The sequence below is a fragment of the Sediminibacterium sp. C3 genome (assembly GCF_000508085.1).
GTDB lineage: Bacteria > Bacteroidota > Bacteroidia > Chitinophagales > Chitinophagaceae > Sediminibacterium.
In genome coordinates this window covers 2,947,816-2,964,567 of the sequence record NZ_KI669560.1, presented here as the reverse complement: position 1 = coordinate 2,964,567, position 16,752 = coordinate 2,947,816, and the positions used below count along the sequence as shown (strand labels likewise).

The following is a 16,752-nucleotide window of genomic DNA, read 5'->3' as shown; positions in this document are numbered from 1 at the left end:
GGTAATTTGTATAAACCAAATGATTGGTACAAACCGTACATTTGAACTATAAAGATAGTGCGTATGAAAAGGTCATTTCTGTTTTTTTTATGGGCTATGTTAGCAACTTGTGCATCTGCATCTGCCCAGAATATTGTTTATTCTGAACCAGACAGGGATGACCCGCGTACGTTGAATTTTGAAGTGGTTGGTAAAATCGGAGGGAAATTCCTGATTTATAAAAACGCCAGGGATGACCATTTCTTTTCTGTTTATGATGCAGAAATGAAATTAAATGCCAAAGTAAAAGCCGATTTCCTTCCATCCAGAACCAAAATTCTGGGCACAGACTTTTTGGCCTACCCCGATTTCACCTATTTTATCTATCAGTATCAGCAAAGAAATATTTACTATGTAATGGCAGCCAAAATTGGCCCGGAAGGGAAAATTATGGGTGAAGTAACCATGCTGGATACTACATCTGGTATGGGATACACCGCCAATAACAGAATCTATACCATCGTAAACAGTGAAGACAAGCAAAAGCTGGGTGCGTTTAAAATTAGTACCCGCAACGAAAAAGAACACGTAATTACTTCCTGTGTATTCAATAAGGAACTCAATCAGCTGGAGAAAGTAAGGATCCCCGTTCCCATGCCAGATAAAAACGACTACCTGGGAGAATTTGGCTTAGACAATGAAGGCAATCTGGTCTGCTTGCGAGAGTCCTCCGTGGCTGCCAATGAGAGTGTTAATAAAGTAAGTCTGGTGATTAAAACTCTCGGCAGTATCAATCCCACTATCAGTGAAGTAAAAGTAAAAAGTCTGTTTCTGGACGATACCCGAATTAAGATTGATAACCTAAATAAAAAAATCCTGATTACTTCCTTTTTCAGTAAACAGAAAAGAGGCAATATTGATGGCTTGTATTATACCCTTTGGGACAAGAATACCGGCAATGAACTGCTAAATGCCACAACAGTGTTTAGCGAAGAATTCAGGGCAGATGTTAAAGGGGAAGGATCTACCAAGACCGCTTTCAATGATTTTTATCTGAAGAACCTGATTCTGCGCAGAGATGGTGGCTTCATGATGATTGCAGAATCGGCCTACATGAATTCCAGAGGGAACAATTTCAATCGCTGGGATATGATGAACCGGAGTCCATTCTTCAACCCTTATTTTGGTTCAGGATTTGGAATGGGTATGGGATTCGGCGGCTATTATCCTTATGGCTCCGGCTTAAATGCGTATCCCTGGGGTTCTCCATGGGGGCTGAATTCCATGGGTCCCAATAATGTTACCCGATATTTCTCGGACAATATTGCTATCATTTCCTTTGAGCCGGACGGTAAAATGGAATGGAGTAACGTGATTCGGAAAACCCAATACGACGACAATACAGACAATTATATTGGCTATGGATTATTGAATTCAGGAGACCAGATTCGTTTCCTTTTTAATATTCAGGAGAAGCGCAACAATGTCTTGACCGACCAGGCAATGTCTCCTCAGGGACAGATAGATAGAAACCCCACCATCAAAAATCTTGAGAGGGGATACGATTTTATGCCAAGACATGCCAAGCAAACAGGTTCCAGGCAAGCCATTATTCCTTGCATGTACAGAGGCTTCACCTGTTTTGCCAAAATAGATTATTAACTTGCGTCCGTGGTATTTTTATTCAGAGACAAATCGATCATCAATATATTATTTGTACTGCTGCTTTGTCTGCTGGTGCACGGACATGGTTTCTTTTTGCCAGTAACGGTAGAAGCAAACCTGAACACGGGCTATTTTGGATTCCTTTTGCAGCATTATCTGAAACCATTGCTGGGAACATCAGGTTTCTGGGTATATATTCTCATTGTAATGATTCAGGCGCTAAGGCTAAACTTTCTGCTGGCGGAACAGAAAATGTACCCCAATTCTAGTTATACCGTGGCCATGACCTATGTGTTGTTGACGGGCTTGTTTCCAGATTGGTCTGTTATTTCTCCAGCTTTGCTGGCCAATTTTCTGCTGATTTGGATTTATATCAAGTTAACCCGACTGTACAATAATCCAGCTCCCAAGACCCTCTTGTTTAATATCGGGTTACTGGTAGCCATCATGGTGCTATGTTATCATCCTACGGCCTTGGTTGTTCCGGTTGTATTGTTTGCGCTGGGCATCATGCGGGCTTTTAAATTACAGGAATGGTTTACCCTGATCATGGGGATGGTTTTGCCCTACTATTTTCTGGTATCCGGATTGTATTTAACCAATCAGTTGTCTTTGGTCAGCAACTGGCTGCCCGATTTGGAAATTCCCCAAACGCTTACCCCGCTTACGAAGTCGGAGTGGATTGGTTTGTCGGCTTTTTTAATTAGTTTTTTTATCGGACTATTTTACTGGCAGCAATTCAATAGCCGCCTGGTAATACAGATGCGGAAGAACTGGTCTTCCCTGCTGGTAATGACCCTGATTATGGCGATTGCGCCCATTGCATTTCATAACGCTGGTTTTGAAGCAGCTTTGCTTTGTTTGGTGCCGGTAGTTCCCTTTGCTTCGGCAAGTTTTTCATTTCCCAGGCGGTTGCTTTTTCCTAATTTGTTATTCTGGCTGCTTTTAGCTGCTGTTATGTACAATAATTGGCAAATCGTTAAATTTTAGGCATTCTTTCTCTTTCTGGATTGTACCTTTGTGCCTAAATCTTAATTACATGAAACTAGGGGTGGTGGTTTTCCCGGGATCTAATTGCGATAGAGATATGCAGGATGCATTACAGAACGACCTGAATAAGGAAGTCATTATGTTATGGCACAAAGACAAGGACCTGTCTGCTTTCTCTACAGAAGATTGTATTGTTTTGCCAGGTGGATTTTCTTATGGAGATTACCTGCGTTGTGGTGCCATTGCCCGTTTTAGTCCAATGATGCAATCGGTGATTGACTTTGCCAATCGCGGAGGAAAAGTATTGGGTGTTTGTAATGGATTTCAGATTCTTTGTGAGAGTGGTCTATTACCCGGAGTGCTCTTGCAGAATGCCAATCAACAATTTATCTGTAAGAACGTTTATATAACCAATCCTGCAACAGGTGCTTTGCAGATTCCGATTGCACATGGAGAAGGAAGATTTCATGCAGATGAAGCTACCTTAGATGAATTGGAAAAAAACAACCAGGTACTATTCCGTTATTCTGATGCAGCGGGTAATATTACGGCAGACGCCAATCCAAACGGAGCGGCCAGAAATATTGCGGGAATCAGAAATGCGGCCAATAATGTATTTGGTATGATGCCGCATCCGGAACGTGCCACTTCACCCAGTTTGCATAACCTGGATGGATTGAAAGTGTTTGAATTATTGTCTATTCAATAAGAGAAAATGAAAAAATTACTTAGCGTTTTAGTTGTGTTAATGTGCCTGGGTTCAATCAATGCACAGATTAAAGATCCTGTGTCCTGGACATTTGAAGCAAAGAAAAAAACAGCAGACAGCTACGAAGTGGTGATTACTGCCAATATTCCGAAGCCCTGGCATATGTATTCTCAGAATATGCCCTCCGGGGGGCCTGTTCCTACCAAGATTGTATTTAATCCTAACCCATTGGTAAAACCACAGGGAAAGCCAATGGAACAAGGTAAGCTGGAGAAAATCAATGATAAGATTTTCGACATGGAAGTTTTGTTTTACAGTGGTAAAGTAGTGTATACACAGGTAGTAAAAGTGAAGCCCGGCATTAAGACCAATGTGGCAGGTTATGTAAACTATATGGTTTGCGACGACGAGCAGTGCTTGCCGCCAACCAAAAAACAATTTGACATTAAGCTATTATAATATGAAGAAATTCATTTGGCTGCTGGTACTTGGTTTACTGGCACAACAGGGAATTGCACAGGAAAACTCACCTGTGCAATTTGTTTTTTCAACAAAGCGTGTGAACGATAGTCTGGTGCAATTGGTTGTAAAAGCCAATATCTCCAAAAAACATCAGCTCTTTGGCGTAAAAAAACAAACAGCGGCAGACGAGTTTCTCTCTACGCTGCAATTAACGGATTCTTTGCAAGGATTGCTCACGAATGAAGTAGAAGAAAAAGGCAAAGCGCTTTCCCTGCCTGCTCCTGAAGCCGGACAACCCGCATTGAAAGTATTTGAAGACAGTGTTGCATTTGTTTTTGGCTTGCGTGTAAAAGCTACGGAAACCCAATCTGTTAGTGGTCAATTCAACTGGCTGGCCAAAACAGGCGATCAGTTTCCCAGTGGAGTAGAAAATTTTGTAGTGGATATTCAGCCCGCAGCCTCCAATTCAATCAACGCAGATGAGGATATCGCTAACCAGAGTTTATGGCAGATATTTCTGCTTACGTTTTTAACGGGTTTGCTGGCTGTGATTACCCCCTGTGTGTTTCCGCTGATTCCGGTAACCGTGAGTTTCTTTTTAAAGAGAAGCAAAACAAGGGTAGAAGGTATTCGCAATGCATTATGGTATTCCATTTCCATCATTGGCATTTATACCATCCCTACCATTTTACTGGTTTTATTATTCGGAGACGATATTCTGTATCAGATATCTACCAGCGCTATTTCTAATTTATTATTCTTTGCCATCTTTTTAGTATTTGCCATTTCCTTTTTTGGTGCATTTGAATTGCAATTGCCCAATAGCTGGGCCAATAAGGCAGATCAGAAAGCAGGCAAGGGTGGATTGGGCGGTATCTTTTTCATGGCGCTTACACTGGTAATTGTTTCCTTCTCCTGCACAGGCCCCATTGTAGGAACTTTATTGGGTCAAACCAGTACAGGTGGTGTAAGTACCGCACCCATTGTAGGTATGTTAGGTTTTGGGGTGGGATTGGCATTGCCTTTTTCACTATTCGCATTCTTTCCATCGATGTTGCAGTCATTGCCAAAGAGCGGAGGATGGCTGAACTCAGTGAAAGTTAGTTTTGGTTTTATTGAGCTGGCGTTGGCATTAAAGTTCTTGTCGAACGTAGATTTAATTTATCACTGGCGCTTACTCGACAGAGATGTGTTTCTGGTTTTATGGATTGTAATATTCGTATTGCTAGGCATTTACTTATTGGGCAAACTGAAGTTCTCTCACGACAGCGATCTGCCTTATATTTCTGTTCCCAGATTATTTTTTGCAATGGCTTCCTTTTCCTTTGCCTTATATATCCTGCCGGGCTTATGGGGAGCCCCATTAAGGCATTTGAGTGGATTCATTCCTCCGGACGGAACACAGGAATTTAACCTGGATGCTTTGAAATACCAGATAGGAAATGCACCTGCGAACAGCAATAATTCAGTATCACTTGCCGCTCCACCCAAGCGATTGGCAGATAAGCTGCATGTTCCTTATGGTTTAGTGGCATATTTTACTTTAGAAGAGGGAATGGCAGCAGCAAAGGCATTGAACAAGCCTGTGATGCTTGATTTTACAGGTCATAGCTGTGCCAACTGCCGTAAAATGGAGAAGGAAGTATGGAAGGATCCGGAAGTACTGAAAAGAATGAAGGAGAATTTTGTACTGGTAAGTTTATATGTAGATGAATCTACTCCTTTACCAGCAGGAGAACAATACACCAAAAAAGACGGAGACAAGGTATTGACAGAGGGAGACAAAAACCTGGATTATGAAATCACACAGTTTGGTTTTAATGCACAACCCCTCTATATGTTTTTAGATTTGGATGGCAAACCATTGAGTAGCATTAAATATGGTTACGATCCGGACATTAAAAAATTCATAGCGCACCTGGATGCAGCCAAAGCCGCGTTTGACGCGAAGAAAAAATAGCATTTCTAAGAGCGGTATTAATTTTTATCAGGATTAGATTCAGCGAATAAAAAAGCCCCGAAATTATCGGGGCTTTTTATTTATCCTATGCAAAACTATAAAGCGATTTGTTTTTCCACCATCATTTTTCTAAGGTTGATTAATCCATAGCGCATTCTGCCCAAAGCCGTATTAATGCTGCAATTGGTTATTTCAGCAATTTCCTTGAAGCTCAGGTTGGCATAATGTCTGAGTACAATGATTTCTCTTTGTTCTTCCGGTAACAGGTCTAACATTTTTCTAACCCTGTCATGACTTTGACCTTGCATGATCTTGCCATCCGGACCTTCTTCCGAAATCTGCAGCACATCAAAAATGTCTTTGTTGTCGCTGGTTTTAATGGAAGGGGTACGTTTTACTTTTCTGAAGTAGTCTACGCAAAGGTTATGAGAAATTCTCAAAGCCCAGGGTAAGAACTTGCCTTCTTCTGTATAACGCTTGTTCTTCAGGGTATCAATAATTTTGATGAAGACATCCTGGAACAAATCTTCTGCCAGGTAAGTATCTTTTACAAAAAACAAAATAGAAGAAAATATTTTGTCTTTGTATCGGTAGATCAGGGTTTCAAAAGCATCGGTATCCCCATCTTGAAATGCCCTTATCAGTTCTGTATCAGACGCATGGTCTAATGTTCTCATAGTTTAGGTTTTTGAGTCAGGATTAAAATCAGGATATTGGACAACGATTTTTTAAATCCTGAACAAAATAGAAATGTTTTGCTTACAGAAACCTTTTGTGGAAATCAAGTTGAAGCGGCTTTAGGTTATTCACATCCTAAGTGATTGATTTTTTGGCCGTTATTTCGGTTTTCTTCAACCAAAGCTGTAATAAACTGTTTAATTTGTGAACCTTATGGCAAAGAGCAAAAACACAGCAGCAGCTAGCAAAACCGATGTAATGCCGGATACGGAATCTTCTGACATATTGGTATGTGGAGCCAGAACCCATAACCTGAAGAATGTTACCGTTTCTTTTCCCCGCAATAAACTCATTGTAGTAACCGGAGTGTCGGGTAGTGGTAAATCTTCTTTAACCATTGATACCCTCTTTGCCGAGGGACAAAGAAGGTATGCAGAAAGTTTAAGTGCCTATGCCAGACAATTCATGTCACGGATGGTAAAGCCAGATGTGGATTATATAAAGGGATTGTGTCCTGCCATTGCCATTGAGCAAAAAGTAATTACAAGAACACCCCGAAGTACTGTGGGTAGTATGACGGAGATTTATGATTACCTGCGTTTATTATATGCCAGGGTGGGTAAAACCATCTCGCCGGTAAGCGGAAAGGAAGTAAGAAAAGACGAAGTTTCTGATGTATTGCAGGCGGTGCAGGCTTTGACCGAAGGGGATAAGATTGTTTTTCTGGTTGCCTTTCAACAACATGTTAACCGGGAAATAAGGGAGGAACTAAATATCCTCATGCAAAAAGGATTTTCCAGAATGTTTTTGATGCAAAAAGGCAAGCCCGGAAAACCAGTGCGAATTGAAGAGTTGCTGGAAATGTCTGATGCGGAACTTGCCAAAGACTGGAAAGCTCATTCAGCCAGCTATTATGTGCTGATTGATCGGTTTGTTGTAAAATCATTGGAAGAGGAAGACTTGCATCGTTTGGCAGATTCCATTGGAACAGCCTTTTTTGAAGGGCATGGAAAAATGCTCATTGAAATTAATGGAGAAAAAAAATTACAATTCAGCAATCAGTTCGAAGCAGACGGGCGGGTATTTGAAGAACCCAGCCCTAATTTGTTTTCCTTTAATAATCCTTATGGTGCTTGCCCGGTTTGTGAAGGATTTGGACAAGTGCTGGGCATTGATGCAGACCTGGTGTTACCCGACAAACGGTTATCAGTGTATGAAAATGCAGTGGCGCCCTGGAAGGGAGAAAAAATGGGATGGTGGAAAGAGCAGTTCATTACAGGAGCATCAAAGACAGGATTTCCTATTCACAAACCCATCATGGATTTAACGCCAATACAATTGGAACAGTTGTGGAGTGGTGCAGGTTCGGCGTTGGGTATTCATGATTTTTTCAAGGAAGTAGAACAGAATTTGTATAAAGTACAGTACAGGGTTTTACTGAGCCGATACAGGGGAAGAACCACCTGTACTTCCTGTAATGGATACAGGCTAAGAGAAGATGCTTTGTATGTAAAAATCAGAGGCAAGCATATTGCCGAGTTATGCAATATGCCGGTAGCTGATCTGAAGCAATGGATAGATGCCATTCAATGGATCGATCATGAATACGCTATTGGGAAAAGAATATTACTGGAAGTGCATCAGCGTCTGCAAACCTTACTGGATGTGGGTTTGGGCTATTTAACCCTGGACAGGCTGGCCAATACCCTGAGTGGGGGCGAAAGTCAGCGCATTCAGCTTACCCGAAACTTGGGAAGTAACCTGACCAACTCATTGTATATTTTAGATGAACCTTCCATTGGTTTACATTCACGGGATACCGAACGACTCATTGGTGTTTTAAAATCACTGCGCGATTTAGGCAATACGGTTGTGGTAGTGGAACACGATGAACTGATGATGCGTGAAGCCGATCATATTATTGATATGGGCCCCCTGGCTTCTCATTTAGGGGGAGAAGTAGTAGCCAGCGGCGATTATGCCACCATCATTAAAGACAAACAAAGTTTAACAGGAAAATATCTAAGTGGTCAGCTACAGATTCAGGTTCCTAAAACACTGCGCAAATGGAACAGCAGTATAAAAGTAGAAGGAGCCAGACAGCATAATTTAAAAGACATCACCGTTGAATTTCCTCTGCATTGTTTTTGTGTGGTAGCCGGTGTAAGCGGAAGTGGAAAAACCACTTTGGTAAAACAGATTTTATATCCGGGCATTCAGAAAATAAAAGGAGAAGCCGCAGAGAAAGTGGGTTTGCACAAAGCCATCACCGGAGATATTGACAGCATTTCCCATATTGAAATGATTGACCAGCAGCCGATTGGTAAGTCCTCCAGAAGCAATCCTATTACCTATATCAAAGCCTACGATGCCATCAGAGATTTGTATGCCAAACAGGGACTGGCAAAAATGCGTGGCTTTCAGCCCAAGCATTTCTCCTTCAATGTAGATGGAGGAAGATGCGATACCTGTAAGGGCGAAGGAGAAACGATTGTGGAAATGCAATTTCTGGCCGATGTGCATTTAACTTGTGAATCCTGTGGTGGCAAACGTTTCAAGGAAGAAGTGCTGGAAGTAAAATACCAGCAGGCTTCTATTCACGATGTGCTTGAAATGAGTGTGGACGATGCCTATGAATTCTTTAAAGAAGAAAAGCAAATTCAGAAAGCCATCAAGACCTTGCAAGATGTGGGACTGGGCTATATTAAACTGGGACAGAGCAGCAATACGCTTAGTGGTGGTGAAGCACAGCGGGTAAAACTGGCCAGTTTTTTAGGTAAAGGGAAAGGCATTGGGCATGTGCTTTTCATTTTTGATGAACCTACCACCGGATTGCATTTTCATGATATACAGAAACTGCTGAATTCTTTCAATGCATTGATAGAACAGGGCCATTCGCTGATTGTAATTGAACACAATACCGATGTGCTGAAGTCTGCAGATTGGTTAATTGAATTGGGGCCCGAAGCGGGAGACAAAGGAGGTGAGCTGGTTTATGCAGGCATACCTGTCGGAATTAAATCCAGTAAAAAAAGCATTACCAAACCCTTTATTGTAGCATAAAGAAAGCGCAATCATTGAATGCGCTTTCTTTTAGATCTATCTATTTTAGCCGTACTATCTATCTAAGTCGATCAGCGTTTTTTACCAGCTGTTCATCCTTGTAAATACCCAGTGCTGCCAATACAAAAAATACCGGTATGGCAAAACTGATCAATGAAGTTAAATCTGTTTTGGATTCAGTAAAACCATTGCTGGCACTGAAGTATAGGGCAATCTGAATACCGGACACCACCAATATGGCAAGGGTAACCATTAATTGTCTTTTACGATCCTTGTACATAAAAATGGTTACCAATGCAGCAACAGCCAATGCAATGGCAATGATAGAAGTTAAGCTGCTTTCTAATGCAGTAAATTCCACCCATTCTTTTTCGTTGGTAGTGGTATTGATTCTATTGCCACTGAAAAAGGAAAACTGCGTGCTCAATCCGCTCAGGCTGGCGGCCAGTAACAACCAGATACTTTGAATTCTTTGTAACATAAATAGGGTTTAGCCCATTTCAGGGTATAATATAAATTGTTCCATAAAGGCATTCACGTCTTTGCGAACCGCACCAATAACAGCGGTATCATCTGCATTCATCAGAACTTTATCAATGGCATCTACCACAAACGGCATATGTTCTTCTTTCATTCCTCTGGTAGTAATGGCGGGAACACCAAAGCGGATACCAGAAGTAACAAAGGCAGACTTGTCATCAAATGGAACCATATTTTTATTGGCAGTAATATCTGCCTGCACCAGCGCTTGTTCTGCTTTTTTACCGCTGATATTTTTGTTTCTCAGGTCAATCAGCATCAGATGATTATCGGTTCCACCGCTAATGATATGGTAGCCTCTGTTTACAAATTCTTTGGCCATGGCTTGTGCGTTCTTCTGCACCTGCTGTTGGTAAACCAAGAATTCATCGGATAAAATTTCTCCAAAAGCAACTGCTTTTGCAGCAATCACGTGCTGCAAAGGTCCACCCTGAATGCCCGGGAACACAGCCATGTCGAGCAGATTGCTCATCATTCTGATATTACCTTTTACATCTTTCAGTCCCCAAGGATTTTCAAAATCCTTGTTCATCATAATTACGCCTCCTCTGGGGCCGCGTAAGGTTTTATGGGTGGTAGAAGTTACAAAGTGACAATGTTCAAAAGGAGAGTTCAATAATTTTTTAGCAATCAATCCGGCAGGGTGTGCAATATCTGCCAATACCAATGCACCTACTTCATCAGCTACTTTTCTAATTCTGGCATAATCCCAGTCTCTGCTATAGGCAGAAGCACCACAATAAATTAATTTCGGTTTTACTTCGCGGGCTTTTGCTTCCAGCATTTCATAATCAATCACCCCCTCTTCTCTGGTAACACCATAAAAATGCGGACGATATAGTTTACCAGAATAGTTCACGGCACTGCCATGGGTTAAGTGTCCGCCCATACTCAGGTCTAAGCCCAAAGTAGCATCGCCTGGTTGCAATACGGCCAGTGCAACGGCTGCATTGGCCTGCGCACCACTATGGGGTTGTACGTTGGCATATTCAACACCAAATATTTCTTTTAAACGGTCAATGGCCAGCTGTTCGGTCTGGTCTACAATTTCACAGCCGGCATAGTATCTTCTGCCAGGATACCCTTCAGCGTATTTATTGGTCATTACATTACCCATGGCCTGCATTACCTGCAGACTGGTAAAATTTTCTGAAGCAATTAATTCAATTCCGTGTCTTTGTCTTTCTAATTCTTTTCTAATCAGGTCAAAAACCAGTGTATCTCTCTGCATGAAGTGTATTTTTGTCAAATTTACGCGTTATTTACTATTTTACAGCCCCATTTGACCTTATGAAAGCGATTATACCCGTAGCAGGAGCAGGAACAAAACTTAGACCCCATACATATACCCAACCCAAGGCTTTGATTCCAATTGCGGGCAAAACCATTCTGAGCTTTATTGTGGATCAGTTAAGAGAGGCGGGGATACACGAATTTATTTTTATTGTTGGCTATTTAGGCGAAAAAATTCAGGACTATGTTAAACAGACCTATCCTGACCTGACTACCCATTTTGTTTTTCAAAACGAACGTCAGGGTACCGGACATGCCATTGAATTAACCAAGTCGATTGTAGGGAACGATGAAGTGTTTGTGGTGTTGGGAGACACCATTTGCGAATACGATGTTAAGGAAGTAGTAGAAAGTCCATACAGTATGTTAGGGGTAAAGAAAGTAGATGACCCCAGGAATTTTGGTGTGGCCACCATTGGAGAAGACGGATTTATAGAACAGGTAGTAGAGAAGCCCGCCATACCGAAAAGCAATATGGCCTTGGTGGGATTGTATAAGATTAAAGAAACCCAATACCTATTCGAATGCCTGCATCACTTGTTTATGCAGGATATTAAAACACAGGGAGAATACAACCTGACCGATGCCCTGGATTGCATGATACAAAGAGGCGCCAAGTTCCAGTCTTTTAAAGTGAAAAACTGGTTCGATTGTGGCAAGAAGGAAAGTTTGTTAGAGAGCAATGCTACACTCTTGAAAAAATTTGGGGGTAATATTCAGTATATACACGACTTTAAAGACACCATTATTATACCTCCGGTAAGTATTGCGCCGGGTTGCGATATCTCGCATTCTATTATTGGACCACATGTGGCCATAGGGGCCAATACAACGGTGAAGCACTCTATTATCAGAGACAGCATTATTGGTTCCTACACCAGTTTGTTCGAAGTGGTGCTGGATAATTCCTTAATTGGAAGCGATGCTTCTGTAAAGGGATTGAGCCGCAGTCTGAATATCGGTGACAATACCGAAATTGATTTTGGTTAAAGCTTTGGCATGCGATCTGCGCAGGCATTATAGTCTGCAATCATTTCTGCAACTATATCTGCTGCAGGTTTTATTTCATGAATTAAAGCCGCTACCTGACCAATCTCCAGTTCCCCTTCTTTCAGGTCTCCCTCGAACATGCCTTTTTTAGCGCGTGCCCTGCCTAACAAATGCGAAAGTTCTGCTTCATCTGCTCCGCGTTTTTCTGCATCTGCTACCTGCTGAAAAAATTCATTTTTCAGTAAACGAACCGGTACCAGTTTTTTCAGACTTAATTGGGTATCACCTTCTCCTGCGGCTACTACTGCTTCTTTAAAATGAATATGGGAAGAAGCTTCCGGTGTACAAACAAAACGACTACCCACCTGAACGCCATCTGCACCCAGTGCAATGGCTGCATACATTTGCTGACCGGTAGCAATGCCACCGGCAGCAATTAAGGGAATCGTGATTTTTTTGCGCACAGCAGGAATCAACACCAGGGTAGTGGTTTCTTCTCTACCATTGTGACCGCCCGCTTCAAAACCTTCCGCTACTACCGCATCACAACCCGCTTCCTGTGCCTTCAATGCAAATTTGGAACTGCTTACTACATGCACCACTTTGATGCCATGCGATTTAAACAATCCGGTATAGGTTTTTGGATTTCCCGCACTGGTAAAAACAATGGGTACTTTTTCTTCAATGATAATTTGTATCAACTGATTAAGGTCCGGATACAATAAAGGAATATTAACAGCAAAGGGATTAAGGGTCGCCGCCTTACACTGACGGATATGTTCTCTCAATACATCGGGATACATAGAGCCTGCGCCAATAATACCAAGGCCTCCTGCATTGCTTACTGCACTGGCCAGTTTCCATCCGCTGGCCCAGATCATGCCAGCCTGTATAATGGGATATTGAATGCCTAATAAAGCGGTAAGCTGATTGGGTTGGCCGATGATTTGCATAAGGTTATTTGTGCAGGTAAAAAGAATTGGCTTGGGATAAACAGGTAACTACTAAATCATTAATACAAACATGTGCCGGCAAGTGAGCAACATAGTGAATGATGTCCGCAACATCTTTTGCCTGCAATGCTTTATATCCATCATACACGGCATCTGCTTTTTGTTCATCTCCTTTAAAACGAACAATGGAAAATTCTGTTTCAGCAGCGCCGGGATGAATGGCAGTTACTTTAATGCGGTGTGGAAGTAAATCTATACGCATGGCTTTGGAAATGGCGTCCACAGCGTGTTTGGTGGCACAATATCCGTTGCCGTCCTTATACACTTCTTTGCCCGCGGTTGAACCAATATTAATGATATGACCCTGTTTTTTTTCAATCATCAAAGGCAATACCGCTTTGGTTACATACATCAATCCTTTCAGATTGGTATCAATCATGGTTTCCCAATCGTCTAAATTAGCTGCTTCAAAAGAATCTCTTCCCAATGCCAGTCCGGCGTTGTTCAATAACAGATCAATGGTTTTCCATTGCGCAGGCAATTGGTTGATTGCATCAAATACTTCCTTTCTGTTTTGTACATCAAAACAAAGCGGAAGAACTTCAATTGTATGTTGAGCCGTTAATGCTGCTGCCAGATGGGTTAATCTGTCTTTTCTTCTGCCGGTAATAATGCAGTTCCATCCGGATGCTGCAAATAATTCAGCAGTTGCTTTTCCAAATCCGGCTGTTGCACCGGTAATCAGTATGGTTTTTCTCATAATAAAGGCTTGTTGCAAAATTAACTATCTAATGAGTACCGCTGTTCCTTTTTTATAAACACGATTGCCTAAATAGTCAATGCCTTCTGCCTGAAAAACATAGGTACCTGCAGGTTGGGGCTCTCCTTTGAAAGTGCCGTCCCAACCTTTGTTAAGTTCGTTGGTATAGAAAATCTGCTGACCCCAACGGTTGAAAATAGAAAAATAAACCAGTTGGGTAATGCCTACTGCAACCGGTCTTAGTATATCGTTTCTGCCATCGGCATTCGGCGTGAATGCAGTGGGTATAAAGAGTTGCGGTCCTCCGGAAAAAACTCGTACGGTTATATCATCTTCACCATAACAACCTGCTTCGCCAGTTACTCTTACACGATAGGTAATTGAATCGGTACCTGCTGCTAAACTAAGTATAGGATTCGCCACGGTTGGATCAGAAAGTCCGGTAAGCGGAGTCCAGCTAAAACTGCCGCTGCCACTTGCATTCAGTTGAAGCGGTTGATCGGGCAGTGCTACCGTATCTGAGCCTGCGTTTACTTCAATAGGCTGAACTACGCGGACAATGATTGTATCCGTTACGGGTTTATTACATCCCAGTGTATCGCTTACTGTTAAAGTGTAGGCAGTGGTTCTGGAAGGACCAGCTAAAGGATTCAATGTGTTTCCGTTAATCATGGAATTGGTTGGCAACCATTGGAAAGAGGACCCGACAATATTGGCAGGCAGATTCAGTCGAGAACCAAAACAAATAGTGGTATCTGGTCCTAGGGTTACCCTCGGATAAGGTGCTACGCTGATACGAACGGAATCCCTTGCCTGACAATATCCAAGGTTAGCCGTAACATAATACGTTTCATCCTGTAAGGGAGCCAGCCTGGGAAATTTCACCGGGTCAACTGGTACACCGGAGGAAGAAGTCCATTGATAACTCAGCGCATCACTCACGGTTTGGAGTTGAATGGTATCGGTCTGACATATAGTAGCTGAAGGACCCGCATCTACTGAAATAAAATCGAGCACATTCACGGTAACGGTATCACTGTTGATGCATCCATTGTTGTTGACGGTTACAATGTACCGCGTGGTATCTACCGGATACACCAAAGGATTCGCGATATTTCTGTTAGAGATGCGCAGTAAACTTCCATTGATATCCGGCGTCCAATTTACAATGCCTGCGCCTACATTGGCAAATAAAGGAAGCGTGTCGATGCTGCAGATTAATGTGTCTTTAAATGCCAGGTTTAACAAGGGTTTGTCTAAAACCATCAGGGGTTTGGTGATGGTGTCAATGCAGCCCTTGCTATTGGTAACAATCAGCGACACATTGGTATTTACCGGGGCTGGATATTTCCAAACAGAATCTTTGGCGCGGGAAGTATCTGCTGTGCTGGTATTGTCTCCAAAATTCCAACGCCAGCTGTCTACCACGCCATAGCGTGAGAGAGTGGCATCCTTAAAATTGTATTCATTTAAAAAACAGGAACCGGTAACCGTGAAATCGGGGGTGAAGCCTGGATAAATTTTTACCTCAGCAAAGGCAGAGTCCTGACATCCTCCGTCATTGGTAACTTTTAATGTTAAGCGATATGTGCCGGTATCAGCATAAGTGAATGTTGGAGTAGGATCTGTTGATATATCCGTAGTGCTATTGGTAACGCCAAAATCCCAGAGATAATTATTCACCAGTCCGGGTGACTCATTCTGAAAGGTTAAAGTGAAGCCGTTGCAACTGATATAAGTGGGTTTCAGGTCAGCAGCCGAAAGCGAACAATCGGCCACCTGAACATGAATTTCTTTTCGGGTCTCTCCAATTTTTACGCCATTCCTGAATTCACTGGCGCAGACTGCAACAATGTATTCTCCGGTGATGCCGGGCGCAATACCACTTATTAATCCTGTTAAAGGGTCAATGGTAACACTCGAAGACATTGGGATTGAACCAGAAAAAGGAGGTTGATAAGGAACTCCTGCATAGGGTGGATTAGAAGGGTTAGTTGGTACAGGGTTAGCCTGTGTTCCTCCTGTTAATCCTGAACAAAACGAATAAGACAAACTGTCTCCATCAGCGTCTGTAGCTCCAAAATCGAAAGTGAAGGGTGCATTGAAACAAACAATGGCCGTGTCTCTCTGGGCAAAAACAGGACTGCTATTTTGGGCATAGCTTGTTCCATTAATGATACCAGGTATGGTATTGGTATAGCTTACTCCAATGGTAGAGGAAATGGCCCCCACGTTAGCAATATTTCCAATTCTACAACAGCGTTGAACCGATAAGGAATAACCTTCAGCAATATTGGGTAAATCAATTTCGGTTACATAAAAGTCAATATTGTAGCAGACCCTTGGTCTGGAGCTTAAACAGGGATCATAGGTTGTTTTGTCTGGGTTTTCCCTGCCACTTCTTGCAATGGTTCTTGTTGTAATTAATGCGTTGGTTGCGCCATTAAAAATACCAAGGTTAACCGCATTGTCTGTTTGCCCTTCCCGAAGGTTGCATTGTAAATACTGTCGAACGGTTATGCGATATCTTGAACTATTGGCAGCCGCACCATCTCCCAGGTATTCGTATTGAATCCAGCCTCCTTTCAGGTGATCTGCATATAAATTGGTCAGCGTGCCTAAAAAAATCAATAAAACAAGAAGTCTTCTACACATTTTAGCAAGTTAAACCAATAAGAAACAAAAACGGAGCAGGCAGTTGCCTGAAAGA

General features: G+C 42.2%; 13 protein-coding genes. 7 read left to right on the top strand and 6 right to left on the bottom strand.

Annotated elements, in window-relative coordinates; all coding sequences use genetic code 11:
• Positions 1-63 precede the first annotated feature (63 nt).
• From F777_RS0113900 to F777_RS16860, 5 genes are read left to right on the top strand one after another with little or no spacing between them, the layout of a single operon-like run.
• The gene (locus tag F777_RS0113900; RefSeq protein WP_026752574.1) at positions 64-1,641 is read left to right on the top strand and encodes a hypothetical protein; all 1,578 of its coding nucleotides are present in this window, start codon (positions 64-66) and stop codon (positions 1,639-1,641) included.
• Positions 1,642-1,650: 9 nt separating this feature from the next.
• Complete coding sequence (locus tag F777_RS0113895; protein WP_026752573.1) at positions 1,651-2,634, top strand: hypothetical protein; 984 nt, start codon at positions 1,651-1,653, stop codon at positions 2,632-2,634.
• A gap of 49 nt (positions 2,635-2,683) precedes the next feature.
• Positions 2,684-3,343, top strand: a complete 660-nt coding sequence (gene purQ / locus F777_RS0113890) for a phosphoribosylformylglycinamidine synthase subunit PurQ (protein ID WP_026752572.1) — start codon at positions 2,684-2,686, stop codon at positions 3,341-3,343.
• A 6-nt stretch (positions 3,344-3,349) separates the two neighbouring features.
• On the top strand, positions 3,350-3,802 hold the full coding sequence (locus tag F777_RS0113885) for a protein-disulfide reductase DsbD domain-containing protein (protein ID WP_026752571.1): 453 nt from the start codon (positions 3,350-3,352) through the stop codon (positions 3,800-3,802).
• Position 3,803: 1 nt separating this feature from the next.
• Positions 3,804-5,765: a protein-disulfide reductase DsbD family protein gene (locus tag F777_RS16860; protein ID WP_051408631.1), complete on the top strand. Its 1,962-nt coding sequence runs from the start codon at positions 3,804-3,806 to the stop codon at positions 5,763-5,765.
• 95 nt (positions 5,766-5,860) lie between these two features.
• Here F777_RS16860 and F777_RS0113875 read toward each other — a convergent pair whose 3' ends face one another.
• Positions 5,861-6,442, bottom strand: a complete 582-nt coding sequence (locus F777_RS0113875) for an RNA polymerase sigma factor (RefSeq protein ID WP_026752570.1) — start codon at positions 6,440-6,442, stop codon at positions 5,861-5,863.
• Between the two features lie 214 nt (positions 6,443-6,656).
• Between F777_RS0113875 and uvrA the strand changes: the two genes are divergently transcribed.
• Positions 6,657-9,506, top strand: coding sequence for an excinuclease ABC subunit UvrA (gene uvrA, locus F777_RS0113870; RefSeq protein ID WP_081720521.1), 2,850 nt, complete (start codon positions 6,657-6,659; stop codon positions 9,504-9,506).
• 58 nt (positions 9,507-9,564) lie between these two features.
• Here uvrA and F777_RS0113865 read toward each other — a convergent pair whose 3' ends face one another.
• Positions 9,565-9,987: a DUF4293 family protein gene (locus F777_RS0113865; protein WP_026752568.1), complete on the bottom strand. Its 423-nt coding sequence runs from the start codon at positions 9,985-9,987 to the stop codon at positions 9,565-9,567.
• Positions 9,988-9,996: 9 nt separating this feature from the next.
• A complete protein-coding gene (gene glyA / locus F777_RS0113860; RefSeq protein WP_026752567.1) occupies positions 9,997-11,277 on the bottom strand; it encodes a serine hydroxymethyltransferase in 1,281 nt (426 codons plus the stop codon).
• A 59-nt stretch (positions 11,278-11,336) separates the two neighbouring features.
• Between glyA and F777_RS0113855 the strand changes: the two genes are divergently transcribed.
• On the top strand, positions 11,337-12,329 hold the full coding sequence (locus F777_RS0113855) for a sugar phosphate nucleotidyltransferase (RefSeq protein ID WP_026752566.1): 993 nt from the start codon (positions 11,337-11,339) through the stop codon (positions 12,327-12,329).
• On the opposite strand, the gene F777_RS0113850 is transcribed toward F777_RS0113855, so the two are convergent.
• Genes F777_RS0113850 through F777_RS17455 form a run of 3 tightly spaced genes read right to left on the bottom strand, consistent with a single transcriptional unit; the run spans position 12,326 to position 16,697 of the window.
• Positions 12,326-13,282 (bottom strand): NAD(P)H-dependent flavin oxidoreductase, encoded by a 957-nt coding sequence (locus F777_RS0113850; protein ID WP_026752565.1) that lies wholly within the window; start codon positions 13,280-13,282, stop codon positions 12,326-12,328. The two genes, F777_RS0113855 and F777_RS0113850, sit on opposite strands and share 4 nt — an antisense overlap.
• A gap of 4 nt (positions 13,283-13,286) precedes the next feature.
• The gene (locus F777_RS0113845; RefSeq protein WP_026752564.1) at positions 13,287-14,042 is read right to left on the bottom strand and encodes an SDR family NAD(P)-dependent oxidoreductase; all 756 of its coding nucleotides are present in this window, start codon (positions 14,040-14,042) and stop codon (positions 13,287-13,289) included.
• Between the two features lie 24 nt (positions 14,043-14,066).
• A complete protein-coding gene (locus F777_RS17455; RefSeq protein ID WP_026752563.1) occupies positions 14,067-16,697 on the bottom strand; it encodes a PKD domain-containing protein in 2,631 nt (876 codons plus the stop codon).
• Positions 16,698-16,752 lie beyond the last annotated feature (55 nt).